Origin of the sequence: Streptomyces sp. NPDC019443 (assembly GCF_044389785.1) — a bacterium.
Lineage (GTDB): Bacteria > Actinomycetota > Actinomycetes > Streptomycetales > Streptomycetaceae > Streptomyces.
In genome coordinates, this window is record NZ_JBIRYJ010000011.1 from 149,829 (window position 1) to 172,111 (window position 22,283).

The window sequence follows — 22,283 nt, forward strand, 5'->3', positions numbered from 1 at the left end:
GCTGATGGCTGTGAGCCTGCGCGGACTGCGACCTGCGGCCTGACGTGTGGTTGACGGGCTGAGCGGGGAGTTTGCGGTTGCCGGCCTTTGGCGGGATTTAGCCGGTCATGGCCAGATGGATCGTCCTCAGCCTTGAGGCTTGGGCGGGGCGTGGGGGAGCGCTCTCGACAACAGCCTATGGGGAGGAGATTCGCGTGAACGAGGACGAGGAGCTCATTGCAGCAGTGGAAGCACTGCTGTCGGATCCGCGGACGGATCCGGGCCTCGGCGTCGAGAACGTTGGGCAGGCCGTTCGCGCGGTGGGGCTCCTCGATGAGGGCCTTCGGAGTGGGCCTGGCGTCTTCCGGCTGATGGCCGAGGGAGGGCAAAGGGGTGCCGAAACCCTCTCGTCGGATCGACTGCAGGTCCTGTCTGAGATGGTGCAGAACGCCGACGACATGGGGGCTGGTCAGGTCCGGTTCATTTGGCGCCCCGAGGAGCTGTTGATCGCCCACGATGGCAAGGGCGTGCGACTGGCCGACGTCCTGCTGCTCGGCCTGCCGTGGCTCAGCGGGAAGACCTCCGACGCGGAGGCCACTGGGCGATTCGGCATCGGGCTGGCGACCTTGCGCGCCCTCGCGACCATCTGGGAGGTGCACTGTTACCCCTTCCACGTGAGGTTCGCCGACCTATCTATTCGGGCGGTCGAGCCGCTGATGGTGCCGGAGCAACTCGCAGGGCCCGAGTGGACAGTCTTCCGAATCCCTCTAGCCGCCGACGTACTGTCCGCCTCGGAGCTCTTCGAGTGGTTCGAGACGTGGAACGACAGCTCCTTGCTCTTCCTCCGGCACGTGAGGCGGGTCGAAGCCCTCAGCGACTGCCCTGATGAGCAGGGGGCCGATGATGAAACGCCGTCGGTGACGCTCAGGTTGAGCTGGACGGAGATCGACCGGCGAAGGCTCCGTATCGACGGTGAGGAAGCGGACGTCCGGGTCCGTGAGGCCCGGACGACCAGCGGGGGATTGTGGCGGGTCTACGACGCCCATGTCGCACCGCACGGCACGAGTACCCGTCGGCACAAGGCGGTGGGAGCCTCCATGCCGGTCGCCGTTGCGCTGCCGGTGCACGGACCGGAAATGGGGAGTGTGCACGCTGGGCTACCCGTGGTCGAGTTGAGAGCCGCAGCCCGCGTGCACGCCCAGTTCGACCCCGTCGTCAGCCGTGAAGGATTCGCTGCCAGCCGATGGAACGAGGACCTCGTCCCGCTCGTCGCGGACCTCTGGGCTGCTGCTGCCCTCGACGTACTCAGCGACGTCGAGCCGTCGGCTTGGCACCTCGTTCCGCTACCCTCCTCCGACCCCTCGTCAACCCCTCGACTCCAGGACAGCATCCGTGCGGCGTTGGTCGACCGTTCCCGCACGTGGCTGGCATCCCAGCTCTCCCTGCCCTGCCCGGATGGGAACACGAAGCCACTCTCGGCGCTCGCCGTTGAGGAGCCGCAGCTGTCGGGCGTGCTGGGCGACGAGGATATCGCCCGGTTGGCCGGGCTGCCGACTACCTTTCCACAACGCGCTCGCGACGTTGCCCACCAGTGGCGCGAAGTCCTCACCGACTGGCGCGACGAAGGCACCGCGGAACTCGCCGATGAGGTGCGGGTCAGTGACGCGCTCCTCTCACTCGACGACACCGAGTACGGCGTCGAGCAGACCATCCGCCTCACGGCGGTTGCCATCGAGGAGGACCTCGACTACCTGGTGCGCAACCAGCCGTGTGTCATCACAGCCGACGGTCGGCGTCTGCGGCCAACGGCAGTCGGCGTCGCGTTCGCGGAGCACCAGGACGCCGAGCCACGCGGTACCAGCCCGCTGGACGCGCTGGGCATCGTCGTGAACCTCCATGCCAGCTACTCGCAGGACTCGCAGTGGTCCCGGAGTGTCCTCGGCTGGCTGCGGAAACAGGACTGTCTCGTACGGCGTGACGACACTGCGGCCGTACTGCGCCGAATTGAACGGATGGGACGCGCGGGCAGACGAATCGGCGGTGACACGGTATGTGGAGTCGAGCAACTCGTTGCCATCCAGCGGGGCTTGGGAGAAGTGTCGAAGAAGGTACGTGAGCGACTCGGTCCTGGCATCGGACGGGCCGTACTCCTCGACGGCTACATGCACGACCCCGAAGGCAACGAAAAGCCGTGCATGGTGCAGCCCGCACACGCCTACCTTCCGCAAGCGCTGGAGAGCACCGACGGAGATCGTTTCGCCGCCGCCGCGGGGAAGACCCCCGGCATCAGGTGGGTGCATCGCTCATATGCGCGCACACTGCTGTCCCAAGCACAGTGTGGGCTGAGCCGTACGGCTTTCCTACGCCTCCTCGGGGTGGCGGACGCACCCCGGCTCAAGGAGCTTCAGCCAAGCTGGGAGACCAAGGAGTACGAGACGGACTCCCGCATCGGTCTGTCGCGCGACTGCCAGCTATCGCCAGCTGCGCGCAGGAGGGAATTGCGCCGATTGGGCGCGCACTACACGCTGGACGACCGAAGCAGCCCGGACCTGGACGCCGTGGTGCAGCACATCATCGCCGAGCAGAACCCTCAGGATCGCAGGCGTCGTACGGCGGCCTTGCTGCAGACGCTGGGCAAGCCAGGCATGATCACGTTCTCCGAACACGCGGACGTGCAGGCGGCGGAGGCGTACTACCGATGGAACGTGCGTGGCCAGACGGCAGCTCTCTGGGTTTGGCGGCTCCGGGAGACCGCCTGGTTGGAGGACAGCAGCGGCAAACTTCGCACTCCGGGGCAGGTGCACTTGCGCACGCGCGACGCGCAGGCGCTCTACGGCCAGGACGACCCGGGGTACCTGCATCCTGCGATCCATCAGCCCACGTCCAACCGAATTGATGTCCTGGCGGCTCTGGGGGTGAACGGAGACCCCGACGTTCCTCAGCTGATCCATCGATTGCGGGAACTGCGGGAGCGCTCCACGGCTCCCGGCCCGGTGGACGATCATCTCAAGGCCGAGGTCTATCTCGTCTATCAGGCACTGGCGGGGCGACTGCGAAGCGAGGCGGCGGGAACGTCCCGCAGCGAGCTGCGGAAGAAGGTCCGGGATGCCTTCAGCGGCACCGACTTCGTGCTCACCGACCAGGGGTGGCAGAGGGCGGGTGACTGCTTCCGTGGTCCCACGATCCTCCGCGGCTTCCGGCCATTCGCCATCCCTGACCCTGAGTTGAACCCGCTCTGGGATGCTCTCTGGATCGAAGAGCCGAGGCCCGAGGACCTTGCTGATGTGCTGAAGGAGATCGCGCAGTCCGGCACCCAGCTCCAGGCGGACCACCAGCGCGTGACGCTGGAGGCGCTGAGGTCCCTCGCCGACACTGTCACTTCGGCTGATGGTCCCGTCTCTCCCGGCCTGCGTTCCAAGCTGCGCTGGCTGCCGCTGCGCACCACCCTCGGCTGGACGAAGGCACGGCCCGTCTACGCGGTAGACCACCCCGCCATCGCGCGCACGCTTGGCGAGCACCTGCACGTTTGGCAGCCGGGCGGAGATCTGCAGCAATTCATCGGCCTGTTGGGTCTCCTCAAGGTGCACAAGTTGGAGGCGTCGGAAGCATGTGTCGTCGCCCCGGACCGTGCACGTCCTGATCGGCAGCTGACCGAGGACTTCCGATGGGCGGTGACCAGCCTGCAGGACACTCTCGTACGGGACGAGCCGGCCGCCGCCGAGGCTTTCACGGACTGGGCCTGGCTGATGGAGCTTGAAGTACGGGTCTTGCCGGAGCTGCGGATCCGGCTGAACCCGGGCGAAGACCATGAGGTGATCGAGGTCCCGGTCGATGCGCATGTCGACCCGGAAGCCAAGGCGCTCTTCGTCAGTAGCCCTGAGGCTCTGAGAACCACCCGGGGAGGCGGGTTGGCCGTGGCCTCCCTCTTCTCAACGGAGCGCGCTCACGTAGGGCATCGCTGGCGCGATCTCTGGGAGACGGACTGGCCGCAGGACGCTCCTGTCGCTCCGCTCGTCCCGTCCGGTCAGCAAGATCACGAGGACCGCGAGCGTTTGGCTTCGCAGTTGCGGGAGCGGGAATTGTCGCGGCCCTCCGGCCCCGCGGTTCCATCCCAGCCGCGCGGCCCGGTGAATCCACCTGCCGGTGTCTCGTCGATCCCGGCACCTCCGCCGGCTCCCATGCTTTCCGGCGTGGGAGCCCCACCTACCCTGCCGTCGGCCGAGCCTCGCAAGCTGGTCTCCTTGGCCGAACTGCAGGCGCGTACCCCACAGTCCACCTGTACCAATGCCTCGTCGCAGACTCGCTCCGCGTCCTCATCGGGGAAGCGTCGTGCTGGCTCGCTGCCGCAACCGCGTCAGGGCGGGGCTGCACCCACCGAGCGATCCGGACCGCTCGGCTACCAGGACCGGGACAAGGAGAAGGTCGTCCTCGAACTGCTTGCGCGGATTCTTCACGAGCAAGGGCGGACGCTGGAAGACCAGCGAGGTCTTCTTCGGTTGGGGGCGGACGCCGTCGACTCGGCAGAACACTTCTACGAGATCAAGGCTCATGGCGGGGCAGAGCCCACCGACGTTTCCCTCACCAGCGCGGAACTCACGCGTGCGCTCGCAGAGGGAAGCAACTACTCACTCGTCATCGCCTCGAACCTGGAAGAGGGCAGGGGGACCCCGACGCTCCGGATCATCACCGATCCGTTGCGCTTCTTCGAGGTCGAATCCACGGCTGAAGTGAGGCTCAAGGGCGTACGCGACGCGGATGCCGACGCAACGGTGTGGCAATGGCCGGACGCTGAGGCGTGAGAGATATGAACGGTGTCCCGCTCGTGTTCACGAACGCATGCTGATCGCGACGGGGCGAGGAGCCCGGGTTCTTTCCTCGGCTGAGGACTGGGCAGCGCCTGGCGCGGTTGTACACCTGCGATGTCTTCGAGGTCATGCGGTCGCGCTCGACAAGGGCTTCTCAGATCTGGGCTTCACACCGCAAAGGCTTGACCACATACGAGGCAATGGTAGGGCCCTGATGCGTCTTCGGGGACCTTCACTGGCTCGTATGTGTGACAGGGAGAAGCCACGATGACCATGTCGTCCGGCTCGGTGGGCGGAGCCGGTACATCAGGTGTGTCGAAGCCGCCTTTGAAGTTGAACTTCACGTACTTGGTGCTGGCGCCCTTGAACGCGTCTCGCAGTCCTCGTTCGACCTCCCGCATTGCCGCAGGAGCGGCCAAGCCTCCGGCGTAGTCGAGTTGTTCCTGCGTCCACCAGGAGTTCGGTCCTGCCGGCTGCCCGCACAGGGGGCAGTAGTAGGTCGTCGGGGTGGGCTGTTGCTCAGCCTCCTCGTTCGCCGGACCAGGATGCCACTTGAACTGGCGTACGCAGTGCGGGCATTCCCGGCGGAGGAACCCATCGTGGTCCAGGGGCAGGGTCATTGGGATATCCATGTCACGCTCCACCCACGAACTCGTCGATCTCGATCGGTGTCCCATCGACGGTCTTGCCGGTGATGGTGATGTTGAAGTACGAGTTCGAGCGCGATGCGAGAGAGTCCGAGGACATGCGCAGCACACTCACGGACTTGCCGGCGGGCAGCTTCGGCACGGGGAACTCGCCGGAGTTTCGGGTGACGAGCCCTACCGCGCCCTCCGCATCCACGTCTAGGTCGTACACGTCTCCGGGCCCGTGGTTGGTGATCTGAACGGCGCCCATCTTGTTGCGCCCATTGTCGACGTACCGGGCTTCCAACCGGGGTGTACCCGTCGCCTGCGATGACGGCAGCTTTCGGCCCATCGGGAGCCCGCCACCTGGGGGGACGGGCGGGGTCAGGTCTCCGGCCTCGTGCCAGTCCGTTCCGGTCAGCCGCGTAGCACACCCTGCGCTTTCTAGACGGGTCGCAAGGTCCTGCCGCTTCTTGACGCTGTTGTCGAGGCGTACGGCATGCCGACCGTGGATGTCGCTGAAGATCTTCACCTGCCCGAGTTCCACGATCACAGTGCGATCCGCGTCGCGACCCATGGCCATGCCTGCCTCGAAGAGCACATTCGGGCGGGGCTGCATCTGCGGGTTGCACTCTGGGTCGCCTGGGTGAGTCAGGCTCTCGTGCAGATAGGTGACATCGTCCGGGGTCTGCAGGACGATGACCGCCTGGGCGCTGCCGAATGCCGCATCGAGGATCTCACCGATATACGGGGAGCCCTTCCCTGTCATGCGGCCTGCCTCCGACCACTCGATCGGGTCGAGCCCGATGGCGCGCAGGAACTCGAACAGTCCCCGGCGTGCGTGCTCGTTGCGTCCGTGGATCACGAACACTTTGCGGCGGTTCACCTCACGCCCGTCTTCTGCTGTGGTCGGCATGCCTTGCTCCCTGCTGATGTACGAGAGACCTATGCCATTCGACGTTAGCGGCAGGGTCTGACAACGGACTCAGCTGACGAGATCGGGAGCCGGATCTGGGGCAGGGCTTCGGCGTAGTCGCCTGACGCCTGGTTTGTGATCACTTGAGGCCGAGGAAGTGCGAGGGGGTGACGGAGTCGCGGGCGTTGCGGCGGAGGCCGGCCGCGATGTTCTTCGCTCCGGCTGCCCGGAGGGCTCGAACAACCCAATGGGCCCGAAAACTGAACTGGCGAGCCGTCAACGAACATGGGCTGGGCTACTTGCTGGCCGCCTTCAGGAGCTGCTCCATTGTCTGCCCCTTCGATATGTTAAGGGTCTTCATACCGTAGGGTTCCTGTTCATCATCGGAGAGTTGCTGCTCGGCTTCGGGGTCTCTCGATATGCTGACTGTCATGTAAGGATCCGTATCGCCTTCAGCCCAGTCGGCCCCCTCGCGCCACTTCGGAAGGACCCACCACGCGCTCGCATAGTCGGACGCCCGGGTCATGTTCAAGAGTTCGCTGCTGCGATAGATTCTCGATGCATAACGAAAAAAATCATCCCCGGGTTCAGCGACCCATCCAGGCGCATCCCACGAGTGCTGCTTGTCATTGGATTCAGGATCCCAGGAGAAAAGATAGGAGTTTTTGTAGCTGTTGCTGAGCTTGCATCTATCCGCTCGTATATAGGATAGAAATGAACCTATTTCCACCCTGTTGATCCCGGTATCTGTCGGCACCTTGACGGTGACGTCTGCGGAGAAGTCATCTCCCGGATCGAGCCATGCCCCTCCATTTACAATTTCTCCAGCGCCGAGCAAACGGGAGGGCGCGAGATTGTCGTGGCGCAGAGTTGGTCGGGCGGCCCACATGTCGTTCTTCCAGTCCTCAACACTGCTTCCCTCTTTGGAGAACTTGCCGGGCAACCCTTTGGCCTTCCAAAGCGTCCCGACTACGTGGATGCGCACAGTTCCTGTGTTGCGCAGCACTAGACGGACCGGTACATGGAGAACTTTGTTTTTTGAATCCAGGGTCGGCTTGCCAAATGACGAGGAGAATGGAATGATGGTCGGCGTTGAATATGGAACATACATTTGGGAATAAGTCAAGCTTACTGCGCCAACCGCTGTGGATGCGGCAACGCCGACCGCAAATTGCTTGGGATAGGGGATTCCGCGCCATACTCTCTGTTTGTTCAATGCCCATAGCGCCCAAGCCGACCAGAGAAGGAGGCCGACCCAGAGCCATAACCACGGTGTGTAGTCGCCGCCCTCTATCTGTGTGATCAAGCACATTAGATTGGTACCCGTCACGGCTAGGACGCCGAGCAGGACAGCCTCTCCGGAGTACCTTACTGTTCTCTTTCCCCAATAGTTAATGAGGGCCAGCAGCCCGAGCGCCTCAACCAGGGCTGCGGCCACGAAGGTGACTCCGACGAGACGTCCTCCCCACGTGAGAGCTCGAAATGCGTCCTCTGACCCAACCATAAAGAGCACAGTGGCTGATGCCAGGAATCCAAGCGCCATGAAGGAGGCTGTTGCCCGCCTTCGCCAGGGCCGATCTGGCCACAACGTCTTTTCGGCCATCCAGTGGACATGCGCTCGATCGTCGAGATTCACGTTAGGAAAGCCCGCACGGCGCAGCATTCTGCGTAGATCTCGAACTGACCACGCTTTGCCGACGGATTCTCCTTGGACGGTTACCGCACGCAGGCCGCGCTCATCCGGGACGTGGACTACGATCAACGGACGATCTCTCATGGCGTCAGTGTCAAGCTCGGTCAGCGAGCGCGCATCTTGACTCGGCTGTCCACACGATGACCGTCTACGCCGTCAGGGCCTCGGCGTAGTCGCGTGAAGTCCGGTCCGTAATCAGTTGAGGCCGAGTAGAGCGAGCGGGCGTTTCGGGTCGCGGCCCTGGGATCTGGGGACTGGCTCCCAAATGGCTCCCAAGACGGCCCCCGGAACCACTCAGGGGCCCGACCCGCACTGCGGATCAGGCCCCTGACCTGGTGTTTCGCTGTCGGGGTGGCGGGATTTGAACCCACGACCTCTTCGTCCCGAACGAAGCGCGCTGCCAAGCTGCGCTACACCCCGATGTCACCGGCATCGCGGCGACATCGATTACTTTAGCCCACCCGCGCCCGCAGGCGAAATCCGGTTTTCGCGCCCCCGCCAGGGCCTCATCCGGCACCTACACCGGCGCCCCGTCCCCAGTCCCCGCACCGCCCTCAGTCCCGCGTCGTCAGCGTCAGCAGCGTCGCCTCCGGCGGGCACGCGAACCGCACCGGGGTGTAGCGGTTCGTGCCGCAGCCCGCCGAGACGTGGAGGTACGAGACGTTTGAGTCGGACCGGTGGGTGGACAGGCCCTTCACGCGGGCCGTGTCCAGGTCGCAGTTGGTGACCAGCGCCCCGTAGAAGGGGATGCACAGCTGGCCGCCGTGGGTGTGGCCCGCCAGGATCAGGGGGTAGCCGTCCGCCGTGAAGGCGTCGAGCGTGCGCAGATACGGGGCGTGGACGACGGCCAGTGACAGGTCGGCGCCCGGATCCGGGCCGCCCGCGACGCTGTCGTAGCGGTCGCGCTTGATGTGGGGGTCGTCGAGGCCGGTGAAGGCGAGTTCGTAACCGTCCAGCTTCAGGTGGCCGCGGGCGTTGTTCAGGCCCACCCAGCCCGCCGCGTCGAAGGCGTCGCGCAGGCCTTCCCACGGGTTGTGGACCACGCCGACGGCCGGGGTGTTGCCGTTCAGGCCGTGCCGGCCCTGCGCCTTCTCGAAGAGATAGCGGGCGGGGTTACGGAGCTTGGGGCCGTAGTAGTCGTTGGAGCCGAAGACGTACACGCCGGGGTATTCGAGCAGCGGGCCGAGCGCGTCCAGGACCTCCGGCACGGCCTCCGGGTCGGACAGGTTGTCGCCAGTGTTGATCACGAAGTCCGGGCGCAGGCCCGCGAGCGACTGGAGCCAGGCGCGTTTCTTGCGCTGGCCGCTCACCATGTGGATGTCGGAGACCTGGAGTACGCGCAGCGGCCGCATCCCCTGCGGCAGCACCGGAACCCTCAGCCGTCGGAGGCGGAAGGAGCGGGCCTCGAAGCTGGCGGCGTAGGCGAGGCCGGCCGCGCCGACTGCCGTGATTCCCAGGGGTACTCCGTAGCGTGCGCGCATGCGCCCATCGTTGCAGACCCCGCAGGCTGGGGGAGGGGGTGGGCGGCCGCCGCGGGCGCGCCTTCCCGGAGTGGGAGTGCGAGCAGCAGGCCGAGCGAGATCCAGACGTACGTATTGCTGCCGAGGAAGCCGTCGACACCCGTGGCGTCCCAGCTCCACAGCCATACGACGCTGCTGCACAGCACCACATAGATCGCCACGGCCCACCTCAGCAGTCGCCGTCGCCTCGGGTCGTCCTTCCTGTGGCGCAGACCCGCGTCGATGAGTACGGCGAGTGCCGGGAACAGCCAGACCAGATGGTGCACCCAGGTGACCGGGCTGATGAGACAGGCCGTGAGGCCGGTCAGCGCGAAGCCCGCCATCTCGTCGCCCGCGGCGACCGCGCGGCGTGCGCGCCAGGCCCAGACGCACAGGAGGACGATCACGCCGACCGCCCACACCAGGCGGCTGGGGGCGCCCGGTTCCGAGAGCCGGGCCAGGACTCCCTGCCAGGACTGGTTGGAGACGTACGCGAGCGAACCGACGCGGTCCGTGTCCCACATCGCCTCGGTCCAGTAGACGCGCGACGCGTCGGGGGCCGCCCACAGAGCCAGCAGCGTCGCGGTGATCGCGACGCCCGAGGCCGTGGCGGCGGCACGCCAGCGCCGGGTCACCAGCAGGTAGCAGATGAAGATGGCGGGGGTGAGCTTGATCGCGGCGGCGAGGCCGATGCCGAGGCCCGCGAACCGCTCGCGGCCCGTGGACAGCAGCCAGGCGTCGGCGAGTACGAGCGCCAGCAGCAGCAGATTGACCTGGCCGAAGCTGAAGGTGTCGCGGACCGGCTCCAGCAGGACGAACAGACAGCCCGCAACGGCGAAGGCGAACCACCGGGACCAGCCCTGCCGGCGGACGGCGGCGCCGGCCGTCCAGTACAGGATCGCGCCCGCCGCCGCGAGATTGAGCAGCGTGCTGATCGCGACGGCGCTCGGCCAGTCGAGCAGGGTCATCGGCAGCATGCACAGGGCGGCGAACGGCGGATACGTGAAGCCGTAGTGCGTCCCGGGAACCAGATAGTCGTAGATGCTCCCGCCGTGCTTCCAGCTGTCGACGGTTCCGTAGTAGACGCCGAGGTCGAACCAGTCCCGGTGGAGCGGGACCGTCGCGAGGAAGAGCCCGACGGCCGCCGCGAGACCCACCACCAGGAGCAGCCGTCCGCGCGTGCCCGTCGGCAAGGTCATGCTCGCCCTCATACGGCGCTCCCCAGCGGTCCGGTCCCGGCGCGGGACGAGGCCCGTCCCGCGATGCGGTGCGTGCACCACAGCGCGAGCACCGCGAGGATTCCGCCGAAGGTCGCCAGCGCCACCTGCGGCCCCTCCGGTGCGAAGCCACTGGGCAGTACGGCCAGGGCCAGTACGGCGCTCGCCGCGGCGACCGCCCGGCGCACCGGTCTGTCGGGCCCGGCGGCGGCAATCAGGAACAGGCCCCACAGCACGTACCAGGGCCGTATCGCGGGTCCGAGGACGGCCACCGCGGTCAGGCTCAGCCCGAGTGCGTACACCGGGCGGGGCAGATGGCGCCGCCAGGCGATCAGTATGGCCAGCGCGGTGGCGGCCAGGCCCGCCAAGTGCCAGGCAGGGGCGGCGAATTGGGCCAGGCCGCTGCCCGCGCTCTCCAGCAGCGCACCCGTCATCCGGCCGAGTGACGAGGTGATCGACCAGTTCTGCGGCGAGACCGGGGTGTCGAGGGCGGCTATCCACCCGTATCCCGTACCTGCCACGGCTGTTGTCGCCCCCGTCGTTGCTGCGCAGACTCCGAGCACGGCCAGCGCGGCCTTCACGCGTGGGGCCTTCAACTGAGGGGTACGGCCCACGAGCTGTCGGCCCCAGAGCAGGGCGATGGCCAGTAGCCCCAGCGCGGCCGGGGCCTTCACCAGGGCGGCGAGGGTGACCAGTACGACGGCCAGGATCGGCCACCGGCCCAGCGCCGCCACCAGCCCCGCGCCCAGCAGCCCGAGCATGATCGCGTCATTGTGCGCCCCGCCGACGAGATGCAGCAGCACCAGCGGGTTGAGCGCCCCGAGCCAGAGCGCGGTGGCCGGGTCGGCGCCGCAGTGCCGGGCCAGCGTGGGCAGGCAGAGGACCATCACGGCGACCCCGAGCAGCGCGACCAGCCGCATGCCGAGCACTCCGGTGAACACCTCGGTACGGGAGAAGTCGGTTATCGCGGTCGCGAAGGCGAGGAAGAGCGGTCCATACGGAGTCGGGGTGTGCTGCCACAGTGGCGCCACCTCGGCGTTCAGCGGCCCGCCGAGCCGGGATGGCCCGTTCGCGTACACATCGATCTGTGCGTCGACCATCGCCCCCTGCGCGAGATAGCTGTACACGTCCCGGCTGAACAGCGGCGGCGCCAGCAGCAGCGGCGCGGCCCACAGCCCGAGCGTGAGCAGCAGGGTTCGGCGACCCGGCGGCTCGGGACCGCGCACCGCCCGCCCGAGCAGCGCCCAGGCGGCGACCAGCAGTACGAGTCCGAAGTACGCGGCGACCAGGCCGAGTGCGGCGCGGCCGGACTCGGGGGCGAGCGCATCCCGTACGGGCAGCGCACCCGCGGTCACACCGCCCGCGGCGAGCGCTGCCGAGCCCAGCAGCCCCAGCAGTTGGCAGCGGCGGGTGTCGAGGGGGACGGGGACGGCCAGCATCTGGGCAGACTGTCAACGGGCGGTGTCCTAAAGGCGACGCAGGCATCGCCATCGAGCGGCCGCCGTATGTCGGCCGTATTACGAACGTACGGACAGCCGTACACGAGGCACGTCCTTCCAAGGCAACCCCAGGGAAATGCGCGGGCAAGGACATCACCGCACCTGACACACTTGGCCCATGACCACGCTCAAGTCCAAGCTGCACGAAGACCTCACCGAGGCGATCAGGGCGCGTGACGAACTGCGCTCCTCCACGCTCCGGCTGACCCTCGCCGCGATCACCAAGGAGGAGGTCTCGGGCAAGACGGCCCGCGAGCTCTCCGACGACGAGGTGCAGAAGGTGATCGCCAAGGAGGCGAAGAAGCGCCGCGAGGCCGCGGAGGCCTTCGCCCAGGGCGGCCGCCCCGAGCAGGCCGAGCGGGAGCAGGCGGAGGGCGTGCTGCTCGACGCGTACCTGCCGCAGCAGCTGACCGACGACGAGCTCGGCGCCATCGTCGCGCAGGCCGTCGAGGAGGCGAAGGCCGCGGGCGCCGAGGGCCCGCGCGCCATGGGCGCCGTCATGAAGATCGTGAACCCGAAGGTGGCGGGACGCGCCGAGGGCGGCCGGGTGGCCGCCGCGGTGAAGCAGCTCCTCGCGGGCTGACGGAGGTTACGAGATGTACGAGATGAGGGGGACCCGGCCACCGGCCGGGTCCCCCTCATCGTGATCTTCTGCGCGCGAACCGCCCTACGGCCAGTTGCCGCCGCCGCCGTTGCTCTGGCCGCGGTTGTTCCCGCCGCCGATCAGGTCCGGCGGGATCGAGATCCCGGGCCACGGCTGCTGCCCGCCGTTGCTCTGGCCGCGGCTGTCACCGGGCTTGCCGTCACCCGGCTTCTTCTTGTCGTCCTTCTTCGGCGGGTCCGGGATTACGACGCTGTTGAACGCGGGAGCGGGCTGCCCGTCCAGGGCACCGGTCATCGCGTCCTTCCAGATCGGTCCGGGGACCTGACCGCCGAACACCTTGGCGTGGTACTGACCGCCGATGGTGATGTTCTCCATCTCCACCTGCTGGCTGGGGCTGCCGACCCACACGGCTCCGGACAGGTTCGGCGTGTAGCCGACGAACCAGGCGTTCTTCCGGCCGTCCGTCGTACCGGTCTTGCCCGCGTTGTCACGGCTCTGGAGACCGGCCTGCTGACCCGTACCGGAGTCGACCACGCCGCGCAGCAGCGTGTTGATGGTGTCGGCCGTCCGCTCGCTCATGGCCTTGCCGCAGGTGGAACTCGGCACCTCGAGGCTCTTGCCGTCGGCCGTCCTGATGGACTCGATGGCGGTCGGGGTGCAGTACGTGCCGCGGTTGGCGAAGGTCGCGTACGCGTTGGCCATGGTCAGCGGTGAGATGCCGGTGGAGCCCAGAGTGAGCGGGGAGGGCTCCTCGGGGAGCTTCTTGCCGTTGCCCTGCACCACACCGAGCTTCTGGGTCATCTCCATGACCGGGCACAGACCTATGTCGGCGATCATCTGCACGAAGTAGGTGTTGACCGACTTCTCCATCGCTTCCCTCAGGGCGTACGGACCCACCTCGGCCTTGTTCTCGTTCTCCAGACGCTGCTTGTTGTCGATGTTGACCCACGGCTTTCCGCTGCAGGTCGGGATCGACGACGGGTACGGCATCTGGTACGGCGCCGGATACATCTGCGTCGGCGGCTTGCCCTGCTCTATGGCCGCCGAGGCGACGAACGGCTTGAAGGTCGAGCCGACCGGGAAGCCGTAGTTCGAGCCGCCCATGCCCTGGTTGACCGAATAGTTTATCTGGGTCTCGGTCTTGCCGAAGCCGTACGGCCTGGACTGGCCCATGGCCATGATCTTGCCGGTGCCGGGCTGGACCATCGTTATGGCGGTGGCGACGTTGTCCGTCTGGTAGACGTGTTTCTTGATTGATTTCTGCGCCGACCGCTGTGCCTGCGGATCCAGCGTCGTCTTGATCGTCAGACCGCCTTGGTTCCAGACCTTGGCCCGGGCCTCCTTGGTCTTTCCGAAGACCGGGTCGGAGAGGAACACCTCGCGTACGTAGTCGCAGAAGAAGCCCGCGCCGTTGGCGGCCGTGATGCAGCCGTTCTTCGGCTTGCTGACCTTCAGCTCGACCGGGGTCGCCATTGCCCGCTCGGCTTCCTCCTGCGAGATGTCGCGGACTTGGGCCATGCGCTGCAACACGATGTTGCGACGCTTGGTCGCCTCCTGTGTGTCATTGACCGGGTCGTAGCGGCTGGGGGACTGGACGATGCCCGCGAGCATCGCCGCCTCCTCCAGCTTCAGGTCCTTGGCCGACTTGGAGAAGTAGCGCTGGGACGCCGCCTCGATGCCGTACGCCTGCTGCCCGAAGAAGGTGATGTTGAGGTAGTTCTCGAGGATTTTCTTCTTGCCCAGCTCTTCCTCGACCTGGATCGCGAACTTCAGTTCCTGGATCTTGCGGCCGAGCGTCTGCTGGGTGGCCTGGGCGACCTTGTCGGGGTTGTCGCCGGCCTCCTCGACGAAGACGTTCTTCACATACTGCTGGGTGAGGGTGGAGGCGCCCTGGGAGACGCCGCCCGACTGGGCGTTGCGGTTCAGCGCGCGCAGGACGCCCTTGAGGTCGATCGCGCCGTGCTCGTAGAAGCGCGAGTCCTCGATCGCGACGATCGCCTTCTGCATGTACGGGGAGACGTCCTTGAGCGGCACCACCGTGCGGTCGCGGGAGTAGACCGTGGCGATCTGCCCGCCCTTCGAGTCCAGGATGGTGGTGCGCTGGCTCAGCGGGGGCGTCTTGAGGTTGGCGGGGATCTCGTCGAATCCCTGGACCGTTCCCTTGGCCGCGAGCCCCAGCGCACCGGCGGCGGGCAGGGCGATGCCTGCCAGCACCGCTCCGGAGAGCACGCTGACACCGAGGAACTTGGCGGCCTGCTGGGTCCCGGTCAGACCTCCGCCCGAGCGCTTCTTTGGCATGGGGGCAGCCTACGTTCTCATTCGCCGGACACGCGTATAGGCCTTGGCCTAAGCTGCTCTCAACTGTCACAGCTGTGCGGTTTCGCATCAAGGCCTCCCCACAACTTCCGCCGTACCCGAACCTGGCGGACCCCTGTCCGAATCCGCCTCATGCGTCGTTCGACGTCCGTTGTGACCCAACTGAACTGTCCCGCTTTGTCGGGATAGTCGTGTATGCCCCCAGCTCACTCCCCTGGGTGATCTGCCGCGTACCCATAGTCCGTTCGGGCCATTCAAGATTGGGCCCGAAGGGGGTGTTGCGCTGTGCCCACCTTCCGTAACGTCCTCAACTGGCAGCGGTGAATATGCCGCTGCCGCCGTGGGGGAGCCTCGATTCGGGAGAGGACGGCGCCGGCATGGGCTGGGTAACCGACTGGAGTGCGCAGGCAGCCTGCCGCACTACCGATCCGGATGAACTGTTCGTACAAGGGGCAGCGCAGAACAGGGCCAAGGCGGTGTGCACCGGTTGCCCGGTGCGGACCGAGTGCCTTGCCGATGCACTCGACAACCGCGTCGAGTTCGGCGTGTGGGGGGGTATGACCGAGCGGGAGCGGCGCGCACTGCTGCGCAGGCGTCCCACAGTCACCTCCTGGCGCAGACTGCTCGAAACAGCGCGCACGGAGTACGAGCGCAGCGCGGGCATCCTGCCCGTGGGCCTCGACGACGACGAGACATACGAGACGTACGCAGCGGTGGGATAGCCCCTGCTGTTGTTCTACGCAGCTCCGGCCGGGGTATGACCACCGGTCGCGAGCCGATCACCGATGGCCCGCAGGCCGGCGAGGTCATGTACATCGCCGGGCAGCGCGGGCACTTGGGCCACCGCCACCTCGGGGTGGAGCGCGGTGAAGCGGTCGCGCGTTCGCTGTTCACGCGCGAGCACCTGCATTCGTTCGGCGTGCAGGCGCAGCAGACCCGCCGTCAGCTGTTCTGTGGTGTGATCCGCGGCCGGGTGATTCAAGGCGGTGTGATTCACGGCATCGGTATGAGCCACGGGCGGGGATTCGGGAGAGGCGGCCGTGGCGTCATGCACACCAGCCTTCCCGGACCTCTGATCCACAATGCGGCCCTCGTCAAGATTTTCTGCGGCGGCAAGCGCCCGCTCGGCCGACAGCCGGGCAGCGCCGCTGCCATGGACCCTGTTGAGGACCAGACCGGCCAGCGGCATCTCCTCCGCCGCCAGCCGCTCCACGAAGTACGCCGCCTCCCGCAGCGCGTCCCGCTCCGGCGCCGCGACCACCAGGAACGCCGTGCCGGGTGCCTGCAGCAGCCGGTAGGTGGCGTCGGCCCGGGTGCGGAAGCCGCCGAACATGGTGTCCATCGCGGCCACGAAAGTCTGCACATCGCGTAGAAGTTGACCGCCGAGCAGTTTGCCGAGCGTGCCGGTCATCATCGACATGCCGACATTGAGGAACTTCATCCCCGCCCGGCCGCCCATCTTCGCCGGGGCCATCAGTAGCTTGATGAACTTCCCGTCCAGGAACGACCCGAGGCGCTTGGGCGCGTCCAGGAAGTCCAGCGCGGAGCGCGACGGCGGGGTGTCGACGACGATCAGGTCCCACTCGTCGCGGGCGCGCAGCTGGCCCAGCTTCTCCATCGCCATGTACTCCTGCGTGCCCGCGAAACCGGCCGACAGGGACTGGTAGAAGGGGTTCTCCAGTATCGCGCGGGCCCGCTCGGCGTCCGCGTGCGCCTCGACGATCTCGTCGAAGGTCCGCTTCATGTCGAGCATCATGGCGTGCAGTTCGCCGTCGCCCTCGATGCCCTTGACCCGGCGCGGGGTGTTGTCGAGGGAGTCGATGCCCATGGACTGCGCGAGCCTGCGGGCCGGGTCGATGGTGAGGACGACGACCTTGCGGCCGCGCTCGGCCGCCCGTACGCCAAGAGCCGCGGCGGTTGTCGTCTTGCCGACGCCGCCCGCGCCGCAGCACACGATGATGCGGGTGGCGGGGTCGTCGATCAGCGGGTCGACCTCGAGAGCGGCCGACGCGTCCAGGGTCATGAGCCGGTCCCTTGCTTTCGCAGTTCCTTCGCCAGTTGGTAGAGCCCGGCCAGGTCGACTCCCTCGCTCAGCAGGGGGAGTTCGTACGCGGGCAGGTCGAGGACGGACAGCGCCGCGCGCTGCTCGCGCTCCAGCTCGACACGCTGGGCGTGGTCGGCGGCCTGCTCCAGGAGCGGTGTGACGAGCTTCGCCGAGCCGCTGACGCCGGCTGTGGTGAGCGCCTTGGCGATGTCCGTGCGCCGGTCGCCCGCCGCGCTGCGCACCGCCCCGTCGTCGAGGATGTGCGGGCGCACCATGTTCACGATCACCTTGCCGACGGGGAGGTCGGCGGCGCGCAGCTCTGCGACGCCGTCCGCGGTCTCCTGGACCGGCATCTCCTCGAGCAGCGTCACCATGTGGACGGCCGTCTCGGGGGACTTGAGGACACGCATCACGGCCTGGGCCTGATTGTGTATCGGGCCGAACTTGGCCAGGCCCGCCACCTCGTCGTTCACGTTCAGGAAGCGGGTGATGCGGCCGGTGGGCGGGGCGTCCATCACCACGTAGTCGTACGCGAATGTCCCCTGCTTCGTCTTGCGGCGTACGGCTTCGCAGGCCTTGCCGGTCAGCAGTACGTCCCGGACGCCGGGTGCGACGGTCGTCGCGAAGTCGATCGCGCCGAGCTTCTTGAGCGCACGGCCCGCGCTGCCCAGCTTGTAGAACATCTGGAGGTAGTCGAGGAGCGCGCGCTCGGCGTCGATGGCCAGCGCGAACACCTCGCCGCCGCCCGACGAGACGGCGATTTTCCGCTCCTCGTACGGAAGCGCTTCCGTCTCGAAGAGCTGCGCGATGCCCTGCCTCCCCTCGACCTCGACGAGGAGAGTCCGCTTTCCCTCGGTCGCGAGGGCGAGCGCGAGGGCGGCGGCGACCGTCGTTTTACCGGTACCGCCCTTGCCGCTGACGACCTGGAACCTGCTCACGTATTCGAGCCTAACCAGTCGGGCCGCCGCCTACGCACGAGGCTGCCTGCGGGCTGCGTCACGAGGCTGCCCTTCGGTACGGCTACAGTCGGCTCCATGACCAAGTGGGAATACGCGACCGTGCCCCTTCTCGTGCACGCGACCAAGCAGATTCTGGACACCTGGGGCGAGGACGGCTGGGAGCTCGTCCAGGTCGTTCCCGGGCCGAACAACCCCGAGCAGCTCGTGGCGTACTTGAAGCGGGAGAAGACCCCGTGAGCGACGCGCGCGCGGCTGCCGGGCCGCAGTCGGACACGATGCCTGCACCTCTGCGCCGCGTGGGCGGAGACGGGGGCACCACCCAGGCGTCAGCTCTGGGGGAGATCGAAAGGGTAGGGGCATGAGCGGTGTTGTCGACGCGAAGCTCGCCGAGCTCGGGCTGACGCTGCCGCAGGTCGTGCCGCCGCTGGCCGCGTACCAGCCGGCCGTGATCTCGGGTGCGTACGTCTACACCGCGGGCCAGCTCCCGATGGTGGAGGGCAAGCTTCCGGTCACCGGCAAGGTGGGCGGTGAGGTCACCCCGGAGGAGGCCAAGGAGCTCGCCCGCACCTGTGCGCTGAACGCGCTGGCCGCCGTGAAGTCGGTCGTCGGCGATCTGGACCGGGTCGCGCGGGTTGTGAAGGTCGTCGGCTTTGTCGCCTCTGCCGCGGACTTCACCAGCCAGCCCGCCGTGATCAACGGCGCGAGTGAGCTGCTGGGTGCGGTGTTCGGCGACAAGGGTGTGCACGCGCGCAGTGCGGTGGGCGTCGCGGTGCTGCCGCTGGACTCTCCGATCGAGATCGAGATCCAGGTGGAGCTCGTCCAGGACTGAACCTCGGGACTGAACCTGGACTGCACCCCAGGACTGAACCTCGGGACTGAACCTGGACTGCACCCCAGGGCTGAACCCGGACTGAACCGCCGGTCAGCCTGCATATGGCCCCGTGCCTGCCGATTCTCCGGCGGGCACGGGGCCTTGTTCGTCTGTGGCAATGCCCTGCATCGCTCTTGACGTGGACGCGTCGGCTGGTGTGATCTGTCCATGGTTAGGAACGTTTCCTAACCATCTGAACGCCGTACGTCTCCATCTCCCTCGTCCCCCAACGAAAGTGGGAGGGATCCGTGGCACCAATCCCCCGTCGGTCGCGCAGAGCGATCGGCGTTCTCGCGGCTGCGGCCACCGCAGCGATAACCGTGGCCTTACCGACCCTGAGCAACGCCCAGCCCGCCGACCCCGCGAAGGCAGGGGCGGTCAAGGCCGCACCCGTCCGCTACGAAGCCGAAGCGGCGACCATCTCGCAGGGCGCCGCCGAGTCCAACCACACCGGCTTCTCCGGCACCGGTTTCGTCAACTACACCAATGTCGCCGGTGGCTATGTGGAGTTCACCGTCAACGCCCCGGCGGCGGGCAGCGCCACCCTGGCGCTCGGCTTCGCCAACGGCACCGCCGGGAACCGCCCGCTGGACATCTCCGTCAACGGAGCCGTCGCCGCCGGCAACTTGGCCTTCCAGCCCACCGGCGCCTGGACCACCTGGTCCTCCGCCACCACCACGGTCACGCTCAAGGCCGGCGCCAACACCATCCGGGCCACCGCAACCGCCACCGAGGGCGGCCCCAACCTCGACTTCATCGACGTCACACCCGCCGACGGCCAGGCAGGCACGGACTACGAGGCCGAGTCCGGGACGGTCTCCCAGGGCGCCGTTGAGTCCAACCACGCCGGCCACTCCGGCACCGGCTTCGTCAACTTCCAGGCCGTGACGGGCGCGTACGTGGAGTTCACCGTCGACTCCGCACAGGCCGCGCCCGCCAAGCTGGACTTCCGCTACGCCAACGGCACCACCGCCAACCGTCCGCTGGACATCACCGTGAACGGCACCTCGGTCGCCGACGACCTCGCCTTCCCCGGCACCGGCGCCTGGACCACCTGGAAGACGGCCACCGCCAACGCGACCCTCAAGGCGGGCGCCAACAAGATCCGCGCCACCACGGCAGCGGGCGACGGCCCGAACCTGGACAAACTCACGGTCACCGCGAGCGGCCCGGCCGACACCGAGAAGCCGACGCCGCCCGGGAACCTGCGCAAGGACAAGGAGCCGACGGCGTCCACCGTTTCGCTGGCCTGGGACGCGTCCACCGACAACGTCAAGGTCACCGGTTACGACATCTACCAGCACGGCCAGCTGATGAAGCAGGTCGACGGGAACACGCTCGCCGCCACGATGGAGAACCTCAGCCCGGAGACCTCGTACGACTGGACCGTCTTCGCCCGTGACGCGGCAGCCAATGTCTCGGCCGCGAGCAACGCCGTCACCATCGCCACGCTGCCCGCCCCGCCGGACGACGAGCCGCCGAGCGTACCGGGCAACCTGCGCTCCACCGGCAAGACCGCGACCAGCGTCGACCTCGCCTGGAACGCCTCCACGGACAATGTGAAGGTCACCGGTTACGAGATCCACCGCGACGGCGCGGCCGCCGGAACCGCCGACTCGACCTCGACGACCATCGCGGGCCTGAAGGCCAACACCGCGTACAAGTTCAAGGTCAGGGCCTTCGACCTGAAGGGCAACAAGTCCGACTTCAGCCCGGAGATCACCGTCACCACCGGCGGCAGCCAGCCGGGCGGTGTCCCGGACCCCGGCAATGTCTCGACCCTCGCCAGCGGCGTGGATGTCGGCTGGGGACTGGGTTTCCTGCCCGACGGCACCGGCGTCTACACCGAGCGGAACACCTTCAACGTCTACAAGCTCACCAAGGCGGGCCAGAAGACCCTCCTCGGCAAGGTGCCCAACTCCCAGACCACGGGCGGCGAGGGCGGCCTGATGGGCATCGAGATCAGCCCGAACTTCAACACCGACCACTATCTGTACTTCCTGCACACCTCCTCGGACGGCAACCGCCTCGCGCGGATGAAGCTGGAGAACAACGCCCTGAGCGGCTACACGGTCCTGCTCGACGGCATGGAGAAGAGCCGCTTCCACAACGGCGGGCGGCTGCGCTTCGGCCCCGACGGCAAGCTGTACGCATCCATGGGTGACGCCCAGAGCAGCAGCCGGGCGCAGGACAAGAACTCCCTCAACGGCAAGATCCTCCGCATCAACCAGGACGGCTCCATCCCGTCGGACAACCCGTTCGGCAACGCTGTCTGGTCGCTCGGTCACCGCAACCCGCAGGGGCTCGACTTCGACTCCAAGGGCCGGCTGTGGCAGGCGGAGTTCGGCAACAGCAACATGGACGAGGTCAACCTCATCCAGAAGGGCGGCAACTACGGCTGGCCCAACTGCGAGGGCACTGCCGGTGACTGCTCCGGCTACATCGCGCCGAAGAAGACCTGGCCGACCGCCTCGGCCTCACCCAGCGGCCTGACGATCATCAACGACCATGTCTTCGTCGCAACGACGAGGGGCGAGCGCGTCTACCGGCTGCGCATTGACTCCAGCAGCAACCTGGTCGAGCAGAAGACGTACTTCCAGGGGACGTACGACCGGCTGCGCACGGTCGAGGTGGACCACGACGGCGACATCTGGCTCACCACGTCGACCGACAAGGACGGCACGAACGGCAACGACCGGATCCTCTTGATCGACATCGTCTACTCGGGCGGCAATCCGCAGCCCGGCGACTTCAAGCTGGCCAGCAGCGCCTTCAGCGACAACGCCACCATCCCGGCCAGGTACACCTGCGCCGGCGACGGCACGGCGGGCCAGGATCCGTCGCCGCCGCTGGCCTGGGGAGCGGGAAGTACCGGGGCGAGGAGCTACGCGGTCGTCTTCGCCGACGTCGCGAGCGGCGGCAACAAGCTGCACTGGGCGATCTGGGACATCCCGGCGGCGAACCTCTCCCTGCCGGAGGGTCTCGGGTCGGGCTTCAACGTCCCGGGCCAGGACGGCGCGAAACAGAAGGCCATGGGCAGTGGGGCCAACTCGCAGAAGTTCTTCGGACCCTGCCCGGGCGGCTCCACACACCCGTACACCTTCACGCTGTACGCGGTGAACGCGGCGACCGTGCCGGGGCTCACCTCGGGCTCGTCCATGGCTCAGATCGAGACGGCGATCAAGAACGCGAGCACCGCGAATGTGAAACTGCGCGGCAACTCCAACGCCGGTACGTGACGGATGGCTCGAGGGG

Annotated in this window: 14 protein-coding genes and 1 tRNA gene; 6 read left to right on the forward strand and 9 right to left on the reverse strand. The window is 67.3% G+C overall.

Annotated elements, in window-relative coordinates:
* Positions 1-194: 194 nt before the first annotated feature.
* Positions 195-4,778 (forward strand): ATP-binding protein, encoded by a 4,584-nt coding sequence (locus ACH492_RS29135; protein WP_398990722.1) that lies wholly within the window; start codon positions 195-197, stop codon positions 4,776-4,778.
* 639 nt (positions 4,779-5,417) lie between these two features.
* Here ACH492_RS29135 and ACH492_RS29140 read toward each other — a convergent pair.
* The 6 genes from ACH492_RS29140 to mptB all read right to left on the reverse strand — a co-directional run bounded on the left by ACH492_RS29140 (position 5,418) and on the right by mptB (position 12,174).
* Entirely contained in the window at positions 5,418-6,326 is a 909-nt protein-coding gene (locus ACH492_RS29140) for a TIR domain-containing protein (RefSeq protein WP_398990724.1), read from the reverse strand.
* A gap of 295 nt (positions 6,327-6,621) precedes the next feature.
* A complete protein-coding gene (locus tag ACH492_RS29145) occupies positions 6,622-7,764 on the reverse strand; it encodes a hypothetical protein (protein WP_398990726.1) in 1,143 nt (380 codons plus the stop codon).
* A 601-nt stretch (positions 7,765-8,365) separates the two neighbouring features.
* Positions 8,366-8,439 (reverse strand) — tRNA-Pro (locus ACH492_RS29150).
* Between the two features lie 134 nt (positions 8,440-8,573).
* Positions 8,574-9,500: a metallophosphoesterase gene (locus tag ACH492_RS29155; RefSeq protein ID WP_398990728.1), complete on the reverse strand. Its 927-nt coding sequence runs from the start codon at positions 9,498-9,500 to the stop codon at positions 8,574-8,576.
* On the reverse strand, positions 9,395-10,717 hold the full coding sequence (locus tag ACH492_RS29160; protein WP_398990730.1) for a glycosyltransferase 87 family protein: 1,323 nt from the start codon (positions 10,715-10,717) through the stop codon (positions 9,395-9,397). Before ACH492_RS29160 ends, ACH492_RS29155 begins: the two co-directional genes overlap by 106 nt.
* An 8-nt stretch (positions 10,718-10,725) precedes the next feature.
* Positions 10,726-12,174, reverse strand: a complete 1,449-nt coding sequence (gene mptB, locus ACH492_RS29165; protein WP_398990732.1) for a polyprenol phosphomannose-dependent alpha 1,6 mannosyltransferase MptB — start codon at positions 12,172-12,174, stop codon at positions 10,726-10,728.
* 178 nt (positions 12,175-12,352) lie between these two features.
* On the opposite strand from mptB, the gene ACH492_RS29170 reads away from it, so the two are divergent.
* Entirely contained in the window at positions 12,353-12,817 is a 465-nt protein-coding gene (locus ACH492_RS29170; RefSeq protein WP_356227441.1) for a GatB/YqeY domain-containing protein, read from the forward strand.
* An 84-nt stretch (positions 12,818-12,901) separates the two neighbouring features.
* Here the strand turns inward: ACH492_RS29170 and ACH492_RS29175 are convergent, their stop codons facing one another.
* Positions 12,902-15,136 (reverse strand): transglycosylase domain-containing protein, encoded by a 2,235-nt coding sequence (locus ACH492_RS29175; RefSeq protein ID WP_398990734.1) that lies wholly within the window; start codon positions 15,134-15,136, stop codon positions 12,902-12,904.
* A gap of 395 nt (positions 15,137-15,531) precedes the next feature.
* Between ACH492_RS29175 and ACH492_RS29180 the strand changes: the two genes are divergently transcribed.
* Entirely contained in the window at positions 15,532-15,876 is a 345-nt protein-coding gene (locus tag ACH492_RS29180) for a WhiB family transcriptional regulator (RefSeq protein WP_177149633.1), read from the forward strand.
* Positions 15,877-15,890: 14 nt separating this feature from the next.
* Here the strand turns inward: ACH492_RS29180 and ACH492_RS29185 are convergent, their stop codons facing one another.
* Positions 15,891-17,177 carry an ArsA family ATPase gene (locus tag ACH492_RS29185; RefSeq protein ID WP_398990736.1) on the reverse strand — a complete coding sequence of 429 codons (1,287 nt, stop codon included), beginning with the start codon at positions 17,175-17,177 and terminating at the stop codon, positions 15,891-15,893.
* Complete coding sequence (locus ACH492_RS29190; protein WP_398990738.1) at positions 17,174-18,136, reverse strand: ArsA family ATPase; 963 nt, start codon at positions 18,134-18,136, stop codon at positions 17,174-17,176. The genes ACH492_RS29185 and ACH492_RS29190 overlap by 4 nt, the downstream gene beginning before the upstream one ends.
* Positions 18,137-18,232: 96 nt before the next feature.
* On the opposite strand from ACH492_RS29190, the gene ACH492_RS29195 reads away from it, so the two are divergent.
* The 3 genes from ACH492_RS29195 (at position 18,233) to ACH492_RS29205 (ending at position 22,267) form a co-directional block, all read left to right on the forward strand.
* Positions 18,233-18,394: a DUF4177 domain-containing protein gene (locus tag ACH492_RS29195; RefSeq protein WP_307661985.1), complete on the forward strand. Its 162-nt coding sequence runs from the start codon at positions 18,233-18,235 to the stop codon at positions 18,392-18,394.
* Positions 18,395-18,515: 121 nt separating this feature from the next.
* Positions 18,516-18,986, forward strand: coding sequence for a RidA family protein (locus ACH492_RS29200; RefSeq protein ID WP_398990740.1), 471 nt, complete (start codon positions 18,516-18,518; stop codon positions 18,984-18,986).
* Between the two features lie 362 nt (positions 18,987-19,348).
* The gene (locus ACH492_RS29205) at positions 19,349-22,267 is read left to right on the forward strand and encodes a PQQ-dependent sugar dehydrogenase (RefSeq protein WP_398990742.1); all 2,919 of its coding nucleotides are present in this window, start codon (positions 19,349-19,351) and stop codon (positions 22,265-22,267) included.
* The last annotated feature ends 16 nt before the right edge of the window (positions 22,268-22,283 follow it).